Source organism: Kitasatospora sp. NPDC057965, from assembly GCF_042887135.1.
Classification (GTDB): domain Bacteria; phylum Actinomycetota; class Actinomycetes; order Streptomycetales; family Streptomycetaceae; genus Kitasatospora.
Map to the genome: position 1 here is coordinate 65,458 of NZ_JBHVPZ010000007.1, position 16,470 is coordinate 81,927.

Annotated in this window: 18 protein-coding genes; 8 read left to right on the forward strand and 10 right to left on the reverse strand. The window is 75.2% G+C overall.

Annotated features, from left to right (window positions below):
- Nucleotides 1-21 precede the first annotated feature (21 nt).
- Nucleotides 22-393 (reverse strand): hypothetical protein, encoded by a 372-nt coding sequence (locus ACFVVU_RS10920; protein WP_387789305.1) that lies wholly within the window; start codon nucleotides 391-393, stop codon nucleotides 22-24.
- A gap of 204 nt (nucleotides 394-597) precedes the next feature.
- On the opposite strand from ACFVVU_RS10920, the gene ACFVVU_RS10925 reads away from it, so the two are divergent.
- Genes ACFVVU_RS10925 through ACFVVU_RS10935 form a run of 3 tightly spaced genes read left to right on the forward strand, consistent with a single transcriptional unit; the run spans nucleotide 598 to nucleotide 2,929 of the window.
- Nucleotides 598-1,035, forward strand: a complete 438-nt coding sequence (locus ACFVVU_RS10925) for a GntR family transcriptional regulator (protein ID WP_387789307.1) — start codon at nucleotides 598-600, stop codon at nucleotides 1,033-1,035.
- On the forward strand, nucleotides 1,035-1,961 hold the full coding sequence (locus ACFVVU_RS10930; protein WP_387789309.1) for an ABC transporter ATP-binding protein: 927 nt from the start codon (nucleotides 1,035-1,037) through the stop codon (nucleotides 1,959-1,961). Before ACFVVU_RS10925 ends, ACFVVU_RS10930 begins: the two co-directional genes overlap by 1 nt.
- Complete coding sequence (locus ACFVVU_RS10935) at nucleotides 1,958-2,929, forward strand: hypothetical protein (protein ID WP_387789310.1); 972 nt, start codon at nucleotides 1,958-1,960, stop codon at nucleotides 2,927-2,929. Before ACFVVU_RS10930 ends, ACFVVU_RS10935 begins: the two co-directional genes overlap by 4 nt.
- A gap of 195 nt (nucleotides 2,930-3,124) precedes the next feature.
- On the opposite strand, the gene ACFVVU_RS10940 is transcribed toward ACFVVU_RS10935, so the two are convergent.
- On the reverse strand, nucleotides 3,125-4,303 hold the full coding sequence (locus tag ACFVVU_RS10940) for a serine hydrolase domain-containing protein (RefSeq protein ID WP_387789312.1): 1,179 nt from the start codon (nucleotides 4,301-4,303) through the stop codon (nucleotides 3,125-3,127).
- A 190-nt stretch (nucleotides 4,304-4,493) separates the two neighbouring features.
- On the opposite strand from ACFVVU_RS10940, the gene ACFVVU_RS10945 reads away from it, so the two are divergent.
- The 3 genes from ACFVVU_RS10945 (at nucleotide 4,494) to ACFVVU_RS10955 (ending at nucleotide 7,005) form a co-directional block, all read left to right on the forward strand.
- Entirely contained in the window at nucleotides 4,494-5,651 is a 1,158-nt protein-coding gene (locus ACFVVU_RS10945) for a sensor histidine kinase (protein ID WP_387789314.1), read from the forward strand.
- Entirely contained in the window at nucleotides 5,639-6,283 is a 645-nt protein-coding gene (locus ACFVVU_RS10950) for a response regulator (protein ID WP_380686153.1), read from the forward strand. The genes ACFVVU_RS10945 and ACFVVU_RS10950 overlap by 13 nt, the downstream gene beginning before the upstream one ends.
- 104 nt (nucleotides 6,284-6,387) lie before the next feature.
- A complete protein-coding gene (locus ACFVVU_RS10955; protein ID WP_387789316.1) occupies nucleotides 6,388-7,005 on the forward strand; it encodes a TOPRIM nucleotidyl transferase/hydrolase domain-containing protein in 618 nt (205 codons plus the stop codon).
- Between the two features lie 7 nt (nucleotides 7,006-7,012).
- On the opposite strand, the gene ACFVVU_RS10960 is transcribed toward ACFVVU_RS10955, so the two are convergent.
- From ACFVVU_RS10960 to ACFVVU_RS10985, 6 genes are all read right to left on the reverse strand, one after another.
- The gene (locus tag ACFVVU_RS10960; RefSeq protein ID WP_380686158.1) at nucleotides 7,013-7,531 is read right to left on the reverse strand and encodes a hypothetical protein; all 519 of its coding nucleotides are present in this window, start codon (nucleotides 7,529-7,531) and stop codon (nucleotides 7,013-7,015) included.
- A gap of 299 nt (nucleotides 7,532-7,830) precedes the next feature.
- Nucleotides 7,831-8,379: a Uma2 family endonuclease gene (locus ACFVVU_RS10965; protein ID WP_387789318.1), complete on the reverse strand. Its 549-nt coding sequence runs from the start codon at nucleotides 8,377-8,379 to the stop codon at nucleotides 7,831-7,833.
- Between the two features lie 84 nt (nucleotides 8,380-8,463).
- A complete protein-coding gene (locus tag ACFVVU_RS10970) occupies nucleotides 8,464-9,285 on the reverse strand; it encodes a hypothetical protein (protein WP_387789320.1) in 822 nt (273 codons plus the stop codon).
- Nucleotides 9,286-9,465: 180 nt separating this feature from the next.
- A complete protein-coding gene (locus tag ACFVVU_RS10975) occupies nucleotides 9,466-10,503 on the reverse strand; it encodes a TolB family protein (RefSeq protein ID WP_387789322.1) in 1,038 nt (345 codons plus the stop codon).
- Nucleotides 10,500-11,927, reverse strand: coding sequence for an MFS transporter (locus ACFVVU_RS10980; RefSeq protein WP_387789324.1), 1,428 nt, complete (start codon nucleotides 11,925-11,927; stop codon nucleotides 10,500-10,502). The genes ACFVVU_RS10975 and ACFVVU_RS10980 overlap by 4 nt, the downstream gene beginning before the upstream one ends.
- Nucleotides 11,928-11,932: 5 nt before the next feature.
- Complete coding sequence (locus ACFVVU_RS10985) at nucleotides 11,933-12,844, reverse strand: alkaline phosphatase family protein (protein WP_387789326.1); 912 nt, start codon at nucleotides 12,842-12,844, stop codon at nucleotides 11,933-11,935.
- Nucleotides 12,845-13,298: 454 nt separating this feature from the next.
- On the opposite strand from ACFVVU_RS10985, the gene ACFVVU_RS10990 reads away from it, so the two are divergent.
- Together ACFVVU_RS10990 and cobC are read left to right on the forward strand one after the other, a co-directional pair.
- Nucleotides 13,299-13,826, forward strand: coding sequence for a cobalamin biosynthesis protein (locus tag ACFVVU_RS10990; protein WP_387789327.1), 528 nt, complete (start codon nucleotides 13,299-13,301; stop codon nucleotides 13,824-13,826).
- Nucleotides 13,823-14,911: an Rv2231c family pyridoxal phosphate-dependent protein CobC gene (gene cobC, locus ACFVVU_RS10995; RefSeq protein ID WP_387789329.1), complete on the forward strand. Its 1,089-nt coding sequence runs from the start codon at nucleotides 13,823-13,825 to the stop codon at nucleotides 14,909-14,911. The genes ACFVVU_RS10990 and cobC overlap by 4 nt, the downstream gene beginning before the upstream one ends.
- Before the next feature lie 26 nt (nucleotides 14,912-14,937).
- Here the strand turns inward: cobC and ACFVVU_RS11000 are convergent, their stop codons facing one another.
- Both ACFVVU_RS11000 and ACFVVU_RS11005 read right to left on the reverse strand, forming a co-directional pair.
- Nucleotides 14,938-15,762, reverse strand: coding sequence for an MOSC domain-containing protein (locus ACFVVU_RS11000; protein WP_387789331.1), 825 nt, complete (start codon nucleotides 15,760-15,762; stop codon nucleotides 14,938-14,940).
- Nucleotides 15,759-16,307: a hypothetical protein gene (locus ACFVVU_RS11005; protein WP_387789333.1), complete on the reverse strand. Its 549-nt coding sequence runs from the start codon at nucleotides 16,305-16,307 to the stop codon at nucleotides 15,759-15,761. The genes ACFVVU_RS11000 and ACFVVU_RS11005 overlap by 4 nt, the downstream gene beginning before the upstream one ends.
- Nucleotides 16,308-16,470: the final 163 nt, after the last annotated feature.

Below are 16,470 nucleotides of genomic sequence, written 5' to 3' on the forward strand. Positions count from 1 at the left end.
CGGGGGCCGGCCTGCCTAGCCCTAGACCCACCCCTCGTCGAGGCGGACCGTCCAGGCGTCCCCGACCGCCCTGCGCAGCTCGACCAGGGCCGCGACGTCCGCGACGGCCGCCGGAGCGTCGGACAGCCGCAACGGGGAGGCGGGGACGCCGCGGCGGGTGTAGACCGGCAACTCGCCGTCGCAGCTGAAGGCGTGCAGCGACGGGGGCGCGTCGCCGAACCAGCCGGGGCGGTGCTCCTCGGCCCACGCCGCCGCGGCGTCCACACGGTCCGCATGCGCCAGCAGATGCTCGGGAGCCGGCCCGCAGCTGAACTGGACGAGGAAGCCCGCGGCGTCCACCGCCCACCAATCCCACGTGAATCCAGGCCGAGGGTGCCGCAGGATCGTCGTCATGCCGACACCGTATCCGCCCGGGGCAGGACCGCCGACACGAGGCAGGGCGGAGCGGCACGGAGTGGGAAGTCGGCCCCGCCGACTTCCCACTCCGCTCCTCGCCCGGCAACCGCCACCACCCCCGCGCCCGACGGCGGGCCGGGCGGGGCCCTTTGCGCTTTCTTGACTTGACGGTCCGTCATCCAGCCGCTTATCTCTTTACCTATGGAACTAGATAAAGGCGCCGACCAGCCCTCTCCCATCGAGTTCCGCCTGGACCCGGCCTCCGGCATCCCGACCTATCTGCAACTCGTGCAGCAGGTCGAACAGGCGTTGCGGATGGGCTGGTTGACCGAGGGGGACCGGCTGCCCCGGGTGCGCGAGGTGGTCGCCGGCCTGGCGATCAACCCCAACACCGTGCTCAAGGCGTACCGGGAGTTGGAGCACCGGGGCCTGGCCGCCGGTCGGCGCGGCCAGGGCACCTTCGTGCGCGGGCTGCCCGCCGGGGTGGTGCCGCTGCGCGAACGGGCCGCGCTGCGGCGGGGGTTGCTGGACTGGATGCGCTCGGCGCGGGCCGCCGGGCTGGACGAAGGGGGGATGGTTGCGGTGTTCGAGGACGCGCTGCGCGACCTGCGCGAGGGCCGTGACGGGGTGGTGGCCTGATGGCGGGGGACACGGTGATCGACTGCGGCGGGATCGGCAAGCGCTACCGTCGCTCCTGGGCGCTGAAGGACTGCAACCTGGCGATCCCCGCCGGGCACGTGGTGGCGCTGGTCGGCCCCAACGGCGCGGGCAAGACCACCCTGCTCGGCCTCCTGGCCGGGCTCTCCCTGCCCACCGAGGGTGCGATGAGCGTCCTCGGCGGCCGACTCCCCGGCTCCCCCGAGGCCTTGGACCGGATCGCCTTCGTCGCCCAGAACGCCGCGCTCTACCCGGGCCTTCGCGTGGGCGACCTGCTCGCGATGGGCCGCCACCTCAACCGCCGCTGGGACGACGCCCGGGCGCGCACCCACCTGGCGGACCTCGGCATCCCGGTCGAGCGCAAGTACGGGCGCCTCTCCGGCGGCCAGCAGGCCCAGGTCTCGCTGGCCCTGGCCCTGGCCAAGCGCCCCCGACTCCTGCTGATGGACGAGCCGTTGGCGGCACTCGACCCGCTCGCCCGGCACGACTTCATGGCCGCGCTGCTCACGGCCGTCGCCGAGGACGGCCTCTCGGTGGTGTTCTCCTCGCACGCCGTCAGCGAGCTCGAACAGGCCTGTGACTACCTGGTGGTGCTCGGCGGCGGCCGGGTGCAGGTCGCGGGGGAGGTCGACGACCTGCTCGTCGGCCACCGGATGCTCACCGGCCCGACCGCCGAGGCCGAGGAGGTGGCCGCCCGGCTGCCCGTCGTGCGCGACCGTCGCGCCGGAGCGCAGTCCCACCTGCTGGTGCGCACCGGCGGCGCGGACGCCCCGGTCTCCGGCTCCTGGAGCCAACAGCGCGTCGGCCTGGAGGAGTTGGTGCTCGCCTACCTGCGCGAGCCCACGGCCTCCGCCCTCCCCGGCCCACGTCGGGCCGTCCCTACCGGTGAAGGAGCACTGCGCGCGTGAGCACGCTGACCGCGACCCCGGGCGCCTCCGCGCTCGGGGTGACCAAAGCCGCCGCCCTGCGGCATCGCACGTCCCTGCTGACCCTGTTCGGCGTCCTCTCCGCCCTCGGCGCCCTGCTGTGGGCGCACGGCTGGTACGTGCACGACGGCCTCACGGCCACCGGGGCGGACACCTGCGACCCCGCCTCCGACGAGTGCATCACCATGTGGAAGAACTTCCTCCGGGAGTACGGCGCCGCGCTCCAGGTCGGCGACAGCTTGCTCTACGCGCTCGGCGGCGCGTTCGGCGCCTTCCTCGGAGGCCCGCTGCTGGCCAGGGAGTTCGAGCACGGCACCTACCGCTTCGCCTGGACGCAGGGCGCCGGCCGCGCCCGCTGGACGGTCGGCGTGACGGCCCTCGCAGGCGCCGCGCTGGCGGCGGGATCACTGCTGCTCGCACTGGTGCTGGCCTGGTGGAACGCGCCGCTCGCCCAGGAGAGCAGCCGCTTCGGCCGCGACCTCTTCGTCCAGGGGGCGCCGGTGATGGTGGCCCGCTCGCTGCTCACCTTCGCCGTGGCCGTCCTCGCGGGCGCGGTGCTGCGCCGCACCGTCGTCTCGATCGGCATCGCCCTGGCGGTGTCGGTGGCGGTGCCGTTCGCGGCGGAGGCGGTGCGGTTCCACTACCTGCCGCCGATGGAACGCACCGTCCAGACCCTCAACACGGTCACGACGGACCAGAGCTGGGTCTCCTCCGTCTGGTTCTCGGACCTGGCGGGCAACCGGTACACCTCGGAGGAGTTCTATCGCAAGGTCGACACCTTCACCCAGGGTCGGGCGCTGTTGCGCGACGGCACGTTCACCGCGCACGAGGTCTACCAACCGGCCCACCGCTACTGGCCGTTCCAGTGGATCGAAGCCGGCTGGATGTTCCTGCTGGCCCTCCTCCTGGCCGCGGCGGCCCTGTGGTGGGTGCGCCGCCGGGCGGTCTGACCCGGCACCGCCCCGCCACCGCGACCGGCCGCGCCCCTGCCCTGCGCGAGCTGCTCCCGCACACCTCGGCGCGGGCAGCCGCCGTCGCCCCCTGAGCGGTGCGGCCGAGGACGCCGGCGCCGTGGGACGTCGGCCGGTCCGACGTCCCACGGCGCCGACTCCCCACTGAACCGGCGCCCCACGGCGCCGGCTCTCCTACGAGCGTGCGCCCGGCGCCGCGCACAGGGCGTCGTCGACCAGCTTGCCCACCGCCCGCTCCACGCCCAGCACGTCGGCCTCGGAGGCGGCGAGGACGCCCGACAGGGAGACCGTGACGGTGCGCCGGCCGTCGGCGGTGGCGGCGGAGGCCGTGACCCAGCCGGCGTCGCCGCCCTCGTGGCCCCAGGAGCGCCCGCCGCAGGACAGCGGGCGGGAGAACAGCCCCAGGCCGTCGCGGGCGCGCGGCATCAGCGCGCGGAACTCCTCGCCGACCCGGACGGTCCGCTTCATCTGCGCCAGCTGCGCCGGCGGCAGCAGCCGGCCGCCGAGCAGGGCGCCGAAGAACCGGTCGAGGTCGGCGGTGGTGGAGACGAGCCCGGCCTCCCCGTTGGTGCCCGGGCCGACCTGCTCGGTGACGTCGACCAGCGGCTCACCGGGCCCGAAGCTCTGGTAGGTGCGGGCGTGCGGCTGGGGCAGCGTGGGGGACGTCCCCGGCCGGAAGGTGTGGTCGAGGCCGAGCGGGCGGACGATCCGGTCCCGGACCGCCACGTCCCAGGTCTGCCCGGTGACCCGCTCGACGATCATGCCGAGCAGGACGTAGCCGGTGTTGCCGTAGCGCCACTGCTCACCGGGTTCGGAGTCCGGGCCGTGGCCCATCGCCCGGGCGACGATCTGCTCGGGGGTCCAGCTGTCGTCGCGGTGCCGCTGGAAGTCCTCCGCCGAGGTGTAGTCGGGGTAGTCGTCGTGGAGGCCGCTGGTGTGCTGGAGCAGCTGGCGGACGGTGATCGCACGCCCGTCGTTGCCGTTGCCGGACACCACACCGGGCAGCCACCGCTCGATCCGGTCGTCCAGCGAGAGCCGGCCCTCGCCGACGAGTTGCAGGACCACGGTGGCCACGAAGGTCTTGGTGACGCTGGCGATCCGGAAGTGGCCGTCGGCCGACACCGGCCGCCCGTCCGCCAGATCGCCGACGCCGCTGGTGGCGGTCGCGTCGCCGCCGGCGGAGGTGGTCAGGCGGGCCTGCACGCCCGTCACGCCGAGTGCGGTGATCGCGTCGGCGTCGCGCTGCAGGCGTGCCTCCGGGCGCTCGGCGGCGGCCGTCGCGCCGGGCACGGTGGTGGCGAGGGTCGCGGTCACCACGGCGGCCAGCGCCAGGCTCCGCGCGAAGGACCGCATCGTCGAGCGGGAAGCCGGTCGGGAGACCGGTCGGATTGTCTGCTGGGCCATCGGTCGGGCCGTCGGTCGGGTCGTCATGGGTGTCGACGGTAGGTCCGGCCGGGGCCGCCCGCGCTACCGCCCACGGGTGGGAGAACAGGGTGGCGGGCTGTAGTGCCGGGCGCGGTGATCATGCCTCAGACTTGGCCGGATGAAGCACCGGGGGACCGATCGGCTGTCGGCGACGTGGCGCGCGCTGGGCTATCTGCTGGGAAGCCTGGGCGCCGCCGCGCTCGCCCTGCTCGCGCTGCCCGTACTCCTCGTCGTCCCGAGGGCGGCCCGGGCCTGGGCGTCCTGGCACCGCCGCCGCGCCGGCCGGCTGCTGCGCGCACCGGACGACGGGCCCGCCCGGGTCGGGACGTGGCGCGTACTCGGGTGGCTGGGCAGCTCCGTGGTGAGCGGTCCGGCGTTCGGGCTCGTCGCGGTGGCCTGCGCGGGCAACGCGGTCACGACGGCCGTCACGGTGCCCCTGTGGTGGGCGCTGCCCGCCGGCACCCGCGCGGGCGGCTTCGCCGCCGGGGTGCCGCTGACCGGCTGGGGCACCGCGCTGACCCTGGGGACGGCGCAGTTCGTCGTGCTCGCGGCGCTGACCCTCTGGCTGCTCCCGCCGCTGGCGCGGCTGCACGCCCGGAGCTGCGTGGCGCTGCTCTCCCCCACCGCCGCCGAGCAGTTGGCGCGGCGGGTGGAGGCGCTGACCGAGACCCGGGCCGGGGCCGTCAACGCGCACGGTCGGGAACTGCGCCGCATCGAACGCGATCTGCACGACGGCACCCAGGCCCGGCTGGTGGCCATCGCGATGCGCCTGGGCCTGGCCCGCGAGCTGCAGGACACCGACCCCCGGATGCTGGCCAGGCTCCTGGAGGAGGCGCACGAGAGCGCCGAGGAGGCCATGACGGAGCTGCGCGCGGTGATCCGGACGATCTACCCGCCGATCCTCGCCGACCGCGGCCTCAGCGGGGCCCTGACCTCGCTGGCGAGCCGCTCGGCGATCGACACCACCCTGGACATCGGCACCCTCGGCACCGTCCCCGCCGCGGTCGAGGCCGTCGCGTACTTCACGGTCGCCGAGGCGCTCACCAACGCCGCCAAGCACAGCCGGGCCACCCGGACCACCGTCCGCGTCGCCCGCGACGGCGACCGGCTGTCGATCGAGACCTCCGACGACGGGGTCGGCGGCGCCGACGAGACACGGGGCACCGGCATCGCCGGGATCCGCCACCGCGTCCTGGCGCTCGACGGCACCCTCCGCCTCCACAGCCCCGGCGGCGGCCCGACCACGATCACCGTGAGCCTGCCGTGCGGGTCGTGATCGCCGAGGACAACGTCCTCCTCTCCAACGGGCTGGAACTGCTGCTGACCGCCGCGGGCTTCCAGGTCGCCGCGATCGTCCAGGACGCCCCCGGCTTCCTCGCCGCCGTCGCCGAGCACCGGCCGGACGTCACCATCGTCGACGTCCGGCTGCCACCGGCCTTCCGCGACGAGGGCATCCACGCCGCCATCGAGGCCCGCCGCCGGCACCCCGGCCTGCCCGTGCTGGTCCTCTCCCAGTACGTCGAGCAGCAGTACGCCGGCGAACTGGTCTCCGACGGGCGCGGCGGCGTCGGCTACCTCCTCAAGGACCGGGTGAGCCGGGTGAGCGAGTTCATCGACGCGCTGCGCCGGGTCGCCGCGGGCGGCACCGTGATGGATCCCGAGGTGATCGCCCAGCTCCTCACCCGCCCCGCCCACGACCCGATCGCCGCCCTCACACCGCGCGAACGCGAAGTCCTCGGCCTGATGGCCGAGGGAAAGGACAACGCCACGCTCGCGACCCGGCTCGTCATCACCGAGAACGCCGTCCACAAGCACATCGGCAACATCTTCGCCAAGCTCGGCCTCTCGCCCGCCGACAGCGGCCACCGCCGCGTCCTCGCCGTCCTCACCTACCTCAGCCGTCACTGACGGCGGTTGGGGTCCCGGTCCTGACGAGGAGCACTCCGCCGCAGGGCGGCGCTCCCGCGGAAAATGGCGGGACCGGTGGCCTCGGCGGGGGCAGAATCGGCTCCATGGCGGACATCGAAGCGTTCCGGGACGCGGTCACCGACTGGGCGGCCGGCGGCCCCGGCGGGCCGGCGGGTGAGCTGGCGGAGCGCCTGGGCGTGCGGACGGCGGTGCTGGTGGAGGGGCCGAGCGACCTCGCGGCCGTCGAGACGCTGGCCGCCCGGCGGGGCCGGGACCTGGCCGCCGAAGGGGTGTGCGTCGTCTCCATGCGCGGGGCGATGAACGTCGCCCGCTTTGCCGCCCTGCTCGGGCCGCCGGGGCTGGGACTGCGGCTGGCCGGGCTCTGCGACGCGAACGAACAGGGCTTCTACGAGCGCGGGTTGCAGCGGGCCGGGGCGCCGGACGAGGGCTTCTTCGTGTGCGTGTCCGACCTGGAGGAGGAGCTGATCCGCGCGCTGGGCGTGGCGCGGGTGGCGGAGATCGTCGAGGCCGAGGGCGACCTCCCGGCCTGGCAGACCTTCGTCCGCCAGCCCGCGCACCAGGGCGGGCGGCCGGAGGGGCAGTTGCGGCGGTTCCTGGGGACGAAGTCGGGCCGCAAGATCCGCTACGGGCACCTGCTGGTCGGGGCGCTGGACGGCGGGCGGGAGCCGGCCCCGCTGCGCGGGCTGCTCGCACACCTGTGACACGGCGTCAGAGGTCGACGGCGTCCAGGTGGTAGGTGGTGTCGACCAGGAAGCCGCCGGCGTCGGCCTTGACGGTGAGCACGTACTGCCCGGGCGCCAGCGGGTCGAGGGCGCACCACAGGCCCCAGGCGACCCGCGGGATGCCGGTGGCCAGGAAGCGCCTGGAGGCGAACTCGTGCACTTTCAGCGGGACTCCGTTGAGCGCCGCCTCGGCCTGGGAGGCCTCGACGCGCCACGGTGCGGAGGAGAGGCCGAGGGCGATCCGCTGGGTGTTGAAGACCGGGAAGAAGACCGGCTTCCCGGCGGCGATCGGACAGCGGCGCACGACCCGGCCGCCGTAGGTGCCGGCCAGGAACCAGACGTCCGAGGGCTGCCGCCAGCCGGCGAACTCACCGGTGGTGTCGGCGACCGGGCTGCGCTCCATCGGGGCGGACAGCGCCCACTTCCACCAGCGCGCCGCGAGCTCCGCGCCCCGGCGGGGGTCCACGGTGTCGGCACCGGTCTCGGGGGAGACGGCCTCGCCCACGTCAGCTCCTTCGGGTCCACGCGCGCACCGCACATCGGCCCGCGTGGCGACCCTATCCGGTGGCGCCCGGGCCCTCCTGTGCGGGAGGGCCCGGGGCGGGCGGGCTCGTTCGGCCTCGGACCTCCGGGCGGCGGACGGTGATCTCGCACCGGTCGACCGCGCCCTCCCGGCTGATGACCACGGAGCCGTCACCGTCCTCGCCCCCGGCCGCGTCCTTCCCGGCGAGCGGCCGGCCGCCGTGTCAAGCGTCGTTCCAGGAGTGCAGCACGCCAACCGACGATCCCCGCCCCGGGGCCGGCTCAGCGGCTGTAGTTCTTGAGGACCTCGGTGTCCAGCGTGACGTCCAGGCCGGGCAGTTCCACCCGCTCCCCGTAGTCGTAGCTCCGGATCTCACGGTAGCGGCCCTTGACCGGCTCGCTGTGGACGGTGACGGTGTCACTGTCCCGGTCGATCAGCAGGTAGACGGGAATGCCGCTCTCGGCGTAGGCACGGGGCTTCCTCACCCGGTCACGCTCATCGGCCCTCCGGTCGAACGACGTGACCTCCGCGGTCAGCAGCACGCCGCGCGCATCCGCCCACTCGCCCTGGCCCGCGAAGTACTCGGCCGGCGCGAGGGTGCCGTCCGGACGCGCGTCGCCGTTCTCGTACGAGGGGATGCGCAGGCCCTGTTCGGCGAAGAGCCACAGGTCGGGGCGGTGCTGCATGCAGATCCGCTGAAGCCACGCGATGATCTGACCGTGGTCGCCGTCGGGCACGGGCTTGACTCCGATTTCACCGTCGATGAACTCGAGCGCGATGTCCTGGAGCGCTGCGGCCTCGGCGATGGACTCGAACGCCTCAAGGCTCATTTGCGGCCGGTCATGGGTGATCACGGCGTCTCCCTCTCTGCAGGCTCCTTCGAGGTACAGCAGTCACCGTACGCCAGCGGGCGGTCAGCCGGTGGCGCGGACGTAGATGTCGGCGGCCCCGGGGAGGCCGGCGGGGTCGGGGGCGATGTAGATGCGGCGGGCGCGGGCGGGCGTCGGGGTGACGACGGGGGTGGGGGTGGGGTCGGCGGTGGGGGTCGGGGTGGGCGAGGGGGTGTCCTCCGGGGCCGGGAGGGGTTGCTCGGTGGCGGTGGCGGGGTCGGTTTCGGCTGCGGACCCGGCCTCGGACTCAGCCTCGGACTCGGATTCGGTGGCCGGGGCGATGTGGCCGGTGGGTTCCGGAGTGGTGGGCTCGGGCTCCGCGGCGGGGGTTTCGCCCGGGAGGGCGGACGGGTCGGCGGACGCGGACGCCGTCGGCACCGGCGAGGACGGCGAGGACGGGGTGGCGAACGGGTCGGGGACCCCGACCTCGCGCGCTTCGGCCGGCTCGTCGCCGCCGAGCGCCTCGGCGAGGTCGGCGGGCAGCGGAGTGATCGCACCGGGGGCGGCCAGGTCGTAGGTGCGCAGGAAGTCGCCGACGCCGACCTCGTGCCCGCCGGCCAGCCGGTAGTGCAGGTAGGCGACGGGCAGGCCGTCCGCGGTGTGCGTGTAGACGGCGCCGACCGGTACGTAGTAGCGGCCGGCGCCCGGGTGCTGGGAGGGGTGGAGGCCGGCCAGCAGTTCGGCGCGGTCGCGGTCGGTCTCGATGGCGCCGCGGCCGACGGTGAGGGCGTTGACGCCCCGGACGGCCAGGGCGGCCAGCACCGATACGAAGATCACCAGGCCGATCGCGACCGTACGGCGCAGCACCGGTCTGCCGTGCAGCGCCGGCCACGAGTCGCTGGGCACGCGTTCCGGCGACAGCCCGCGGTCGGGCCCTCGTTGCCTCACTCTTCCTGCTCCCCCGGTCCGTCGTCGTGGCGGCCAGGCACGGCGCGACCACTCGTAGTGCTCGACGTGGACCCTACGCTCCGAGTTCCGCACCGGACCACCCGGCCCGACCGGCCCCGCCGGCCTGTCCCGTACCCGTCAGCCGAGGTACGCCGGGGCGACCGCCGCGTCGAGCAGCCGCCGCGCGGAGCCGGTGCCGTCGGCGGGGACGGTCCACAGGTCGGCGCCGAAGTCACCCGGCATGGCGTACAGCAGGGTGTGGTCGTCGGACCAGACGGCCTGGTCGTCGATGCTGCGCTGTTCGGCGGTGGGGGTCTCGGTCATGGTGGCGAGGTCCAGGACGTAGAGCCGCCAGGGAGCGTCCTCGGAGGCGCCGGGCACGCGCTTCTTGTAGGCGACCCGGGTGCCGTCCGGGGAGAGCGAGGGGCATTCGACGTTCTGGTGGAGGGTGGTGAGGGTGCGGGCGCCCAGGGCGCCGCGGACCAGGTAGGTCTGGCCGCCGGTGGCGACGGTGGCGTAGAAGGCGTCGTCGTCGACGAAGGTGACGCCCCAGACGTTGACGTCGGGCGCGCGGTACGGCTTGCCGTCCTTGATCACGTCGAAGTCCTCCAGGTTCTCCCGGAGGTTCCAGTCCCGGACGTCGACGATCGAGGTGCGGGTGGAGAAGTCGGTGCCGGCGTAGGAGTCGCCGCTCACGAAGACGGTCCAGGCGGCGAGGTGGCCGGAGGGCGAGACCCGGGAGCGGGTGGGGATGCCGGCGAGCGGGAAGGAGCGCCGTTCGCGCAGCCGGTCGTCGAGCACGACGGCGCGGTAGGTGTCCTGGAGGGCGCCGCGTTCGGCCCGCAGGCAGATGCCGGTGCCGGCGGCGGCGTAGAAGCGCAGGCACTGGACGCCGGAGGAGGTGCGCGGGCCGTCGGGGTGGTCGGCGGGGACGGTGGCGATCTCGTCGCGGTGCGGGCCCCAGGCCATGTTGCGGAAGACCAGCTGCCGGGTGGCCGGGTCCTTGAGGGTCACCTCGCCGGGGGTGACGACGGGGCCGCCGGCCTGGACGCGGTCGCGGTCGGCGGAGCGGTCGGCGGCCCACAGCACGGCGCCGGTGCCGACCGCGCCGAGCAGGACGACGGCGACCAGCAGGATCAGCACCCGGGTGCGGTTGCGGAGGGGGGCGGTGGTCACTTGGGCACCTCGGGGTCGACGGGGCCTTCAACAGCGGGGTCTTCAACGGCGGGGTCTTCAACGGCGTGCGCTTCGACGACGGCGGGCTCGCGCAGCACGAAGGCCGCCCCGGTGACGCTGCCGGCCAGCGCCAGCGCCGACCAGGTCAGCGCGGTGGTGCCGCCGACGACGCTCCACAGCGCGCCGAACGCCAGCGAGCAGGCGAACCGGGCGAGCGCCTGCCCGGTGCCGACCAGGGCGAGCCCGGCCCCGCGCTGCCCGGCGGGGACGGTGTCGGCCGCGGCGGCGGCGAGCACGCCGTCGGTGGCGGCGTAGAACGCGCCGTGCAGCAGCAGCACGCAGACCACCACCGGCAGCCCGTCGAGCGGGGAGAGCAGCAGCCCGTAGGCGGTCAGCAGGACGCCGTGGCCGGCCAGGAAGAGCCGGCGGCGCCCGATCCGGTCGGCGAGCGCGCCGAGCGGGACGGCGAGCAGCAGGAAGGCGCCGGCGGTGCCGAGCGGGAGCAGCGGGAAGTACTCGGTGGCGAGGCCGAGCCGGCGCTGCACGAGCAGGTACAGGAAGGAGTCGCTGACGGTGGTGAGGCCGAGCAGCACGGCGCAGACGGTGAGCCGGCGCAGGCCGGGGATGCGCAGCAGGGCGAGCCCGTCGCGCAGCCGGGGGTGGAGGGTCGACGGCTCGTCGGCCCGCAGCCGGTTCGGTACGAAGAGCAGCAGGACGAGCACGCCGAGCACCGCGACGCAGGCGCTGACCGCGAACACCGCGTGGTAGCCCTGCTGCTGGCCGCCGTCGGCGAGCAGCGGACCGCCGGCCATCCGCAGCACCAGGAAGGCGGTGAGCGGTCCGAGCAGCGCGCCGGCCGTGTCCATCGCCCGGTGGACGCCGAACGCCCGTCCGCGGTGGGCGGGTTCGGTGGCGAGCGAGATCATCGCGTCGCGCGGGGCGGTGCGCAGGCCCTTGCCGGTGCGGTCGACGGCGAGCACGGCGCCGATCAGCGGCACGGTGTGGACGAGCAGCAGCAGCGGCTTGCAGAGCGCCGACAGGCCGTAGCCGACGGCGGCGACGGCCTTGTGCCGGGGCGCGCCGTCGCGCCCGCGCCGGTCGGCGAGGTGGCCGCCGGCCAGCCGGACGACGGCGCTGAAGCCGTTCTGGATGCCGTCGAGCAGGCCGAAGCCGAGCGGGGACAGGCCGAGGCCGGTGAGCAGGTAGAGCGGCAGGACGGCGCTGACCATCTCGGAGGAGATGTCGGTGACCAGGCTGACCACGCCCAGGACCAGGACGGTGCCGGGGACCGCCGCCCGGGCGGCCCGGCCGGCGGTGGCGCCGGGGGCCGCACGGGTGGCGCCCTCGGCGGCCTCCCGCCGCCCCGGCCGGGTGTCGGCCGGGGCGGCGGGGGCCTTGGAGCTGCGGGAGTCCGCGACGTACACGGGCGTCAGTTCCAGATGCCGGTGATGGTGGCGGCGGAGGCGGCGTTGCCCGCGTGGGTGGTCAGGCCCGCGAGGTCCTCCAGCGTGCGCAGCACGTTGTAGTGGTTGTAGGTGGTGGCGGTGGTGGAGCCCGGGGTGACGTGGGCGCCGTAGAAGACGGTGGGGATGCGGTTGCCGGACAGCTTGTTGTCCTCGTCGAAGGTCATGACGAGGATGCTGTTGTTGTTCTTGGCCCAGGCGGCGTAGGCGCCGAGCTTGTTCTGGATCCAGGTGTCGCCGGTGGCGACCGAGCAGTCGTGCATGTCGTTGCACAGGTCCGGGACGACGAAGGAGACCTTCGGCAGGCTCGCGAAGTTCGTCGGGAACTGCGTCATGGTGTACGCGGTGTTGGTCGGCACGTTGCCGAAGCCGAACCACGGGTTGTGCTTCTGCGCGTACTTGCCGCTGGAACAGGTGGTCGAACCCTGGCTCGGCAGGCCCTCGTTGTAGCTGCCCCAGCTCTTGCCGGCGGCGATCAGCTCGGAGGCGAGGTTGGGCTGGTTGATCGAACCGACCGGCACGCAGCTGTCGTCGGTGCGGCCCTGGTTGGAGCCGGAGAACAGCTGGTAGTAGTTGGGCTCGCTGGGGTGGGTGAGCCCGAACGACTGGGTGAGGGTGGCGCCGCCGGCCGCCAGGGTGTTGTTGATGTACGGCGCGCCGGAGCTGCCGATCACCTGGGTGTAGGCGTGGTTCTCCATGACGACGACGACCACGTGGTCCGGGGTCGGCAGCGCGGCGGCCTGCGCGGTGGTGCCGGTGGCGGCCCACAGGCCGAGCGAGCCGGCGACCAGGGCCAGGCCGGCGGCGGAGGCTGTGAGGGTGCGGCGGCGGGGGCGGCGCGGGGCGGCGCCCTCGGCGGCGGGGGTCGTGGCGCTCATGTCAACAGTCTCCTGGTTCTCGGGCATGCTGTCCTCCGTACGTCGGGGGCGGCCGGGTGGGGAGGTGGCCCGGCCGCGCGGGAACTGCCGGGGTGGGAGAGGCCGCCGATCGGGGAACCGGCGGTTTCGGAGCGCCGCAAACAGTAGGAGCGGCGCGGTGGCGCGGGCCTCGGCGGCCACATGAAGAAACGGCGAACAGCGGTGGGTGGCCGAGGACCGCCGCCGGACGCGGGTCACAGGCGTCGCGATTGACCCGTCCGTCACGGGCGTGGTGGGATTCCGCCTGTCCGCGACTGCCGGTACTGGCCTGACCTGGGCATTCCGGGCGGCCGGGGGCGACGGGTTTCGGCCGCCCCGGGCGGGCGGGCACCGGGGCCGGTCGGCGGGCGGCCCTCGGGCAGGTGTCGGGCGGGTGACGTGGTGGAACGGGACGTGAGCAGGGCGTGAGCGTGGCGTGAGAGGGCCGGACGGGAACGGTTCGGACGGCATCGGTTCCGGCGCGTTGGGCGGTCCGGGTGACGGCTCGGACGTGGCGGCGCCCGGCCGCGGGCGGCTCGTCGTCGGGGTGGGTGTGCGCGGCTCGGCGACCGCGGCGGAGCTGCTGGACCTGATCCGGCACACGCTCGCCGCGGCCGGGCTGCCGGCCGGCGCCGTCGGCACGCTCGCCACCCTCGACGGCAAGGGCGGCCACCCCGCCGTCCGCTCGGCCGCGGCGGCGCTCGGCGTGCCGGTGGCCGAGTACCCGGCCGCGGCGCTGGCCGCCGTCCCCGTGCCCAACCCGTCCGGCGCCGTCGGCGACGCGGTCGGGACGGCCAGCGTGGCCGAGGCGGCGGCGCTGACGGGGGCCGGCGGCGGGCGGGCCGAGCTCGTCGTCCCCAAACGGAGGTCGGCCGCCGCGACGGTGGCCGTCGCCCGCGCCCCGCGGCCCCCGGCGGCCCACCGCCGTCCGCAGCCCCGGCAGAATCCAGGAGAGCAGCCGTGAACCCTCACTCCCCCACCGAAGGGGCGCGCACCGAAGACGCCCCGAGCGAGCCCGACCTGCGCCACCACGGTGACGCCGAGGTGCGCGCCGACGGCGCCGGACTGGTCGACCTCGCCGTCAACGTCCGCACCGGCACGCCCCCGGCCTGGCTGCGCGCCCGCATCGCCGCCACCCTCGCCGACCTCGCCGCGTACCCCGACGGCGCCGCCGCCCGGGCCGCGGTCGCCGAGCGGCACGGCCGGCCGGCGGCGGAGGTGCTGCTCACCTCGGGCGCCGCCGAGGCCTTCGTCCTACTGGCACGCGTGCTGACGCCTCGTCATATCGCGGTGGTGCACCCGCAGTTCACCGAGCCGGAGGCCGCGCTGCGGGGCGCCGGACACCAGGTGCGGCGGGTGCTGCTCTCCGCCGCGGAGGGCTTCCGGCTGACCGCGGGAGCGGTGCCGGAGGAGGCCGACCTGGTCGTGCTCGGCAACCCCACCAACCCCACTTCGGTGCTCCACCCGGCCACCGCCGTCGCCGCCCTGGCCCGGCCGGGGCGCACCCTGGTGATCGACGAGGCGTTCATGGACACCGTGCCCGGGGAGCGCGAATCCCTCGCCGGCGCGAGGGACCTGCCGGGCCGGGTGGTCGTCCTGCGCAGCCTCACCAAGACCTGGGGGCTGGCCGGTCTGCGGATCGGCTACGTGCTCGGCCCGGCGCCGCTGATCGCCGAGCTGGCCGCGGCCCAGCCGCTCTGGCCGGTCTCCACCCCGGCGCTGGTGGCCGCCGAGGCCTGCTCTGCCCCGGCCGCACTCGCCGAGGCGGAGGCCGCCGCCCGGGAACTCGCCCTCTGGCGCGCGTACCTGCTGAAGGGCCTGGCGGCCTTCCCGGCCGTCCGGGTGCACGGCGAGCCGGCGGCGTCCTTCCTGCTGGTCGAACTGCCCGGCGCCGACGCCGTCCGCGCCCGGCTGCGCGCCCTGGGCTTCGCCGTCCGCCGGGGCGACACCTTCCCCGGCCTCGGCCCGGACTGGCTGCGCATCGCCGTCCGGGACGAGCCCACCACCGACCGCTTCCTGACCGCCCTGGCGCAGGCTCTCGACGGCTGACGCCCGGCCGCCGGTGGCCCCCGCGCTCAGCGCACCAGCACCACCGGGTCGCCGACCGCCACCCGCCCCGGGGCCAGCACCCGGGCGTACACGCCGACGCAGGGCAGCGCGGGCATGCCCGGCAGCGGGACGAGCCGGTTGCGCTCCGCGAGCGTGCGCAGCGCCGCCGCCGAGCGCGGCACCCCCGGGCCGTGCGCGAGGGTGGGGACGGCGCAGCGCGGCGTCGCCGTGACGACCCGCAGCCGCAGCCGCTCCCCGATCGCCAGCTCGCCCTCCACCCAGCCGTTCTCGACGAAGCCGGCGACCGCGTCGGGGGTCCGGACCACCACGTTCGGGCGGTACCGCTCGGCCGCGGCGCCGCCCGCCCCGGCACCGCCCGCCGCGGCGAGGGCGGCCGTGGTGAGCAGGTGGAGCGGCGCGAAGTCGAAGAAGGTGCCGGGCGGCGCGCCGCGCCCCAGCTCACTGACGGTGAACCCGACCTCGGCGCGCGGACCGTGTTCCAGGACCTCCTCCGGGACGGACCGCTCGACGCTCGCACCCGGCGGCGGCTCGTCCACCAGCCGGACCTTGCGCCCCAGCCGCTCCGACAGCCCGCGCTCGTCGACGACGGCGCCGTCCGGGCCGGTGACCACCACCTCACCGCCGGTCCCGGTCCGGACGGTGAACCCGAGCACGCCCGCCCACAGCCGCGGGTGCTTGGCGCTCACCACCCGCCCGGTGTCGACGTCCAGCAGCGCGTACGCGCGGTCGCCGCGAATGCCGCGCTCCGTCACGGACGCCTCGCGGAGCTCCTCGCCGAGCATCGACTTCACCGGGTGCCGCCGCAGCCGCTCCACCGTACCGACCCTCACGCCCCGGCCCCCACCTCCGCCCGCGCCCAGCCCCGCAGGGTGGCGAAGTCCTCGGCCCGCAGCCCGATCCTGGGGTCGATCCGGAAGGTGGCCGCCGGTCCCGGGTGGTGAGCCGCTATCCACTCGGTGTCCTGCGGCCCCAGCTCGTCGTCCACCCAGACGAACGGCCGCCCGGCCGCCCACTCGACCAGCACCCGGGTCTTCCAGTGCAGGCCGTCGGGCTCCTCCTGGTCGATCCGCGGCCAGGGGACGTAGGGGAGTTCGGGCAGGCCGACCAGTGGGGCGATCAAGGAGTTGGCCTCGTGCTGCCAGGCGGTCGCCCAGACCAACTCGAAGGGCAGGCCCAGCAGTTCCGGCCCGTGGCCGGGGTTGAGCCAGAGCCGCAGCGGCTCGACCTCCTCGGCCGGCCGACCGGGGAACCGGTTCAGCCGGAAGTCGGGGCGGAGGTGGTGGGTGCGGTAGCCGGCGGGCTGTTCCTGCGGCACGGCGGCGTACGGGTTCAGCGGGCCGTCGACGTCGAGGAGGAGCAACGGGAGTTCGGTCATGGGGTCGATCGTCCCTCGTGACAGGGGTGTTGACCATCCCTTGTCGGCGCATCGGGCTGGGACAGGATCGGGATGTTTCCCGCACCCGGCCGTGAACGATCCCGTCGTACGGTCGTGCCGCGCCGGTGAACGACACCGGCGGTCAGGACTCCGGGGGATCCCG

What these genes read in the sequence shown, in the direction of transcription:
- ACFVVU_RS10925 (WP_387789307.1), top strand. Translation starts at nt 598, where the DNA reads ATGGAACTAGATAAAGGCGCCGACCAGCCCTCTCCCATCGAGTTCCGC.
- ACFVVU_RS10945 (WP_387789314.1), top strand. Translation starts at nt 4,494, where the DNA reads ATGAAGCACCGGGGGACCGATCGGCTGTCGGCGACGTGGCGCGCGCTG.
- ACFVVU_RS10985 (WP_387789326.1), bottom strand. Translation starts at nt 12,844, where the DNA reads ATGAGCGCCACGACCCCCGCCGCCGAGGGCGCCGCCCCGCGCCGCCCC.
- ACFVVU_RS10930 (WP_387789309.1), top strand. Translation starts at nt 1,035, where the DNA reads ATGGCGGGGGACACGGTGATCGACTGCGGCGGGATCGGCAAGCGCTAC.
- ACFVVU_RS10940 (WP_387789312.1), bottom strand. Translation starts at nt 4,303, where the DNA reads ATGCGGTCCTTCGCGCGGAGCCTGGCGCTGGCCGCCGTGGTGACCGCG.
- ACFVVU_RS10965 (WP_387789318.1), bottom strand. Translation starts at nt 8,379, where the DNA reads ATGAGCCTTGAGGCGTTCGAGTCCATCGCCGAGGCCGCAGCGCTCCAG.
- ACFVVU_RS10920 (WP_387789305.1), bottom strand. Translation starts at nt 393, where the DNA reads ATGACGACGATCCTGCGGCACCCTCGGCCTGGATTCACGTGGGATTGG.
- ACFVVU_RS10955 (WP_387789316.1), top strand. Translation starts at nt 6,388, where the DNA reads ATGGCGGACATCGAAGCGTTCCGGGACGCGGTCACCGACTGGGCGGCC.
- ACFVVU_RS11005 (WP_387789333.1), bottom strand. Translation starts at nt 16,307, where the DNA reads ATGACCGAACTCCCGTTGCTCCTCCTCGACGTCGACGGCCCGCTGAAC.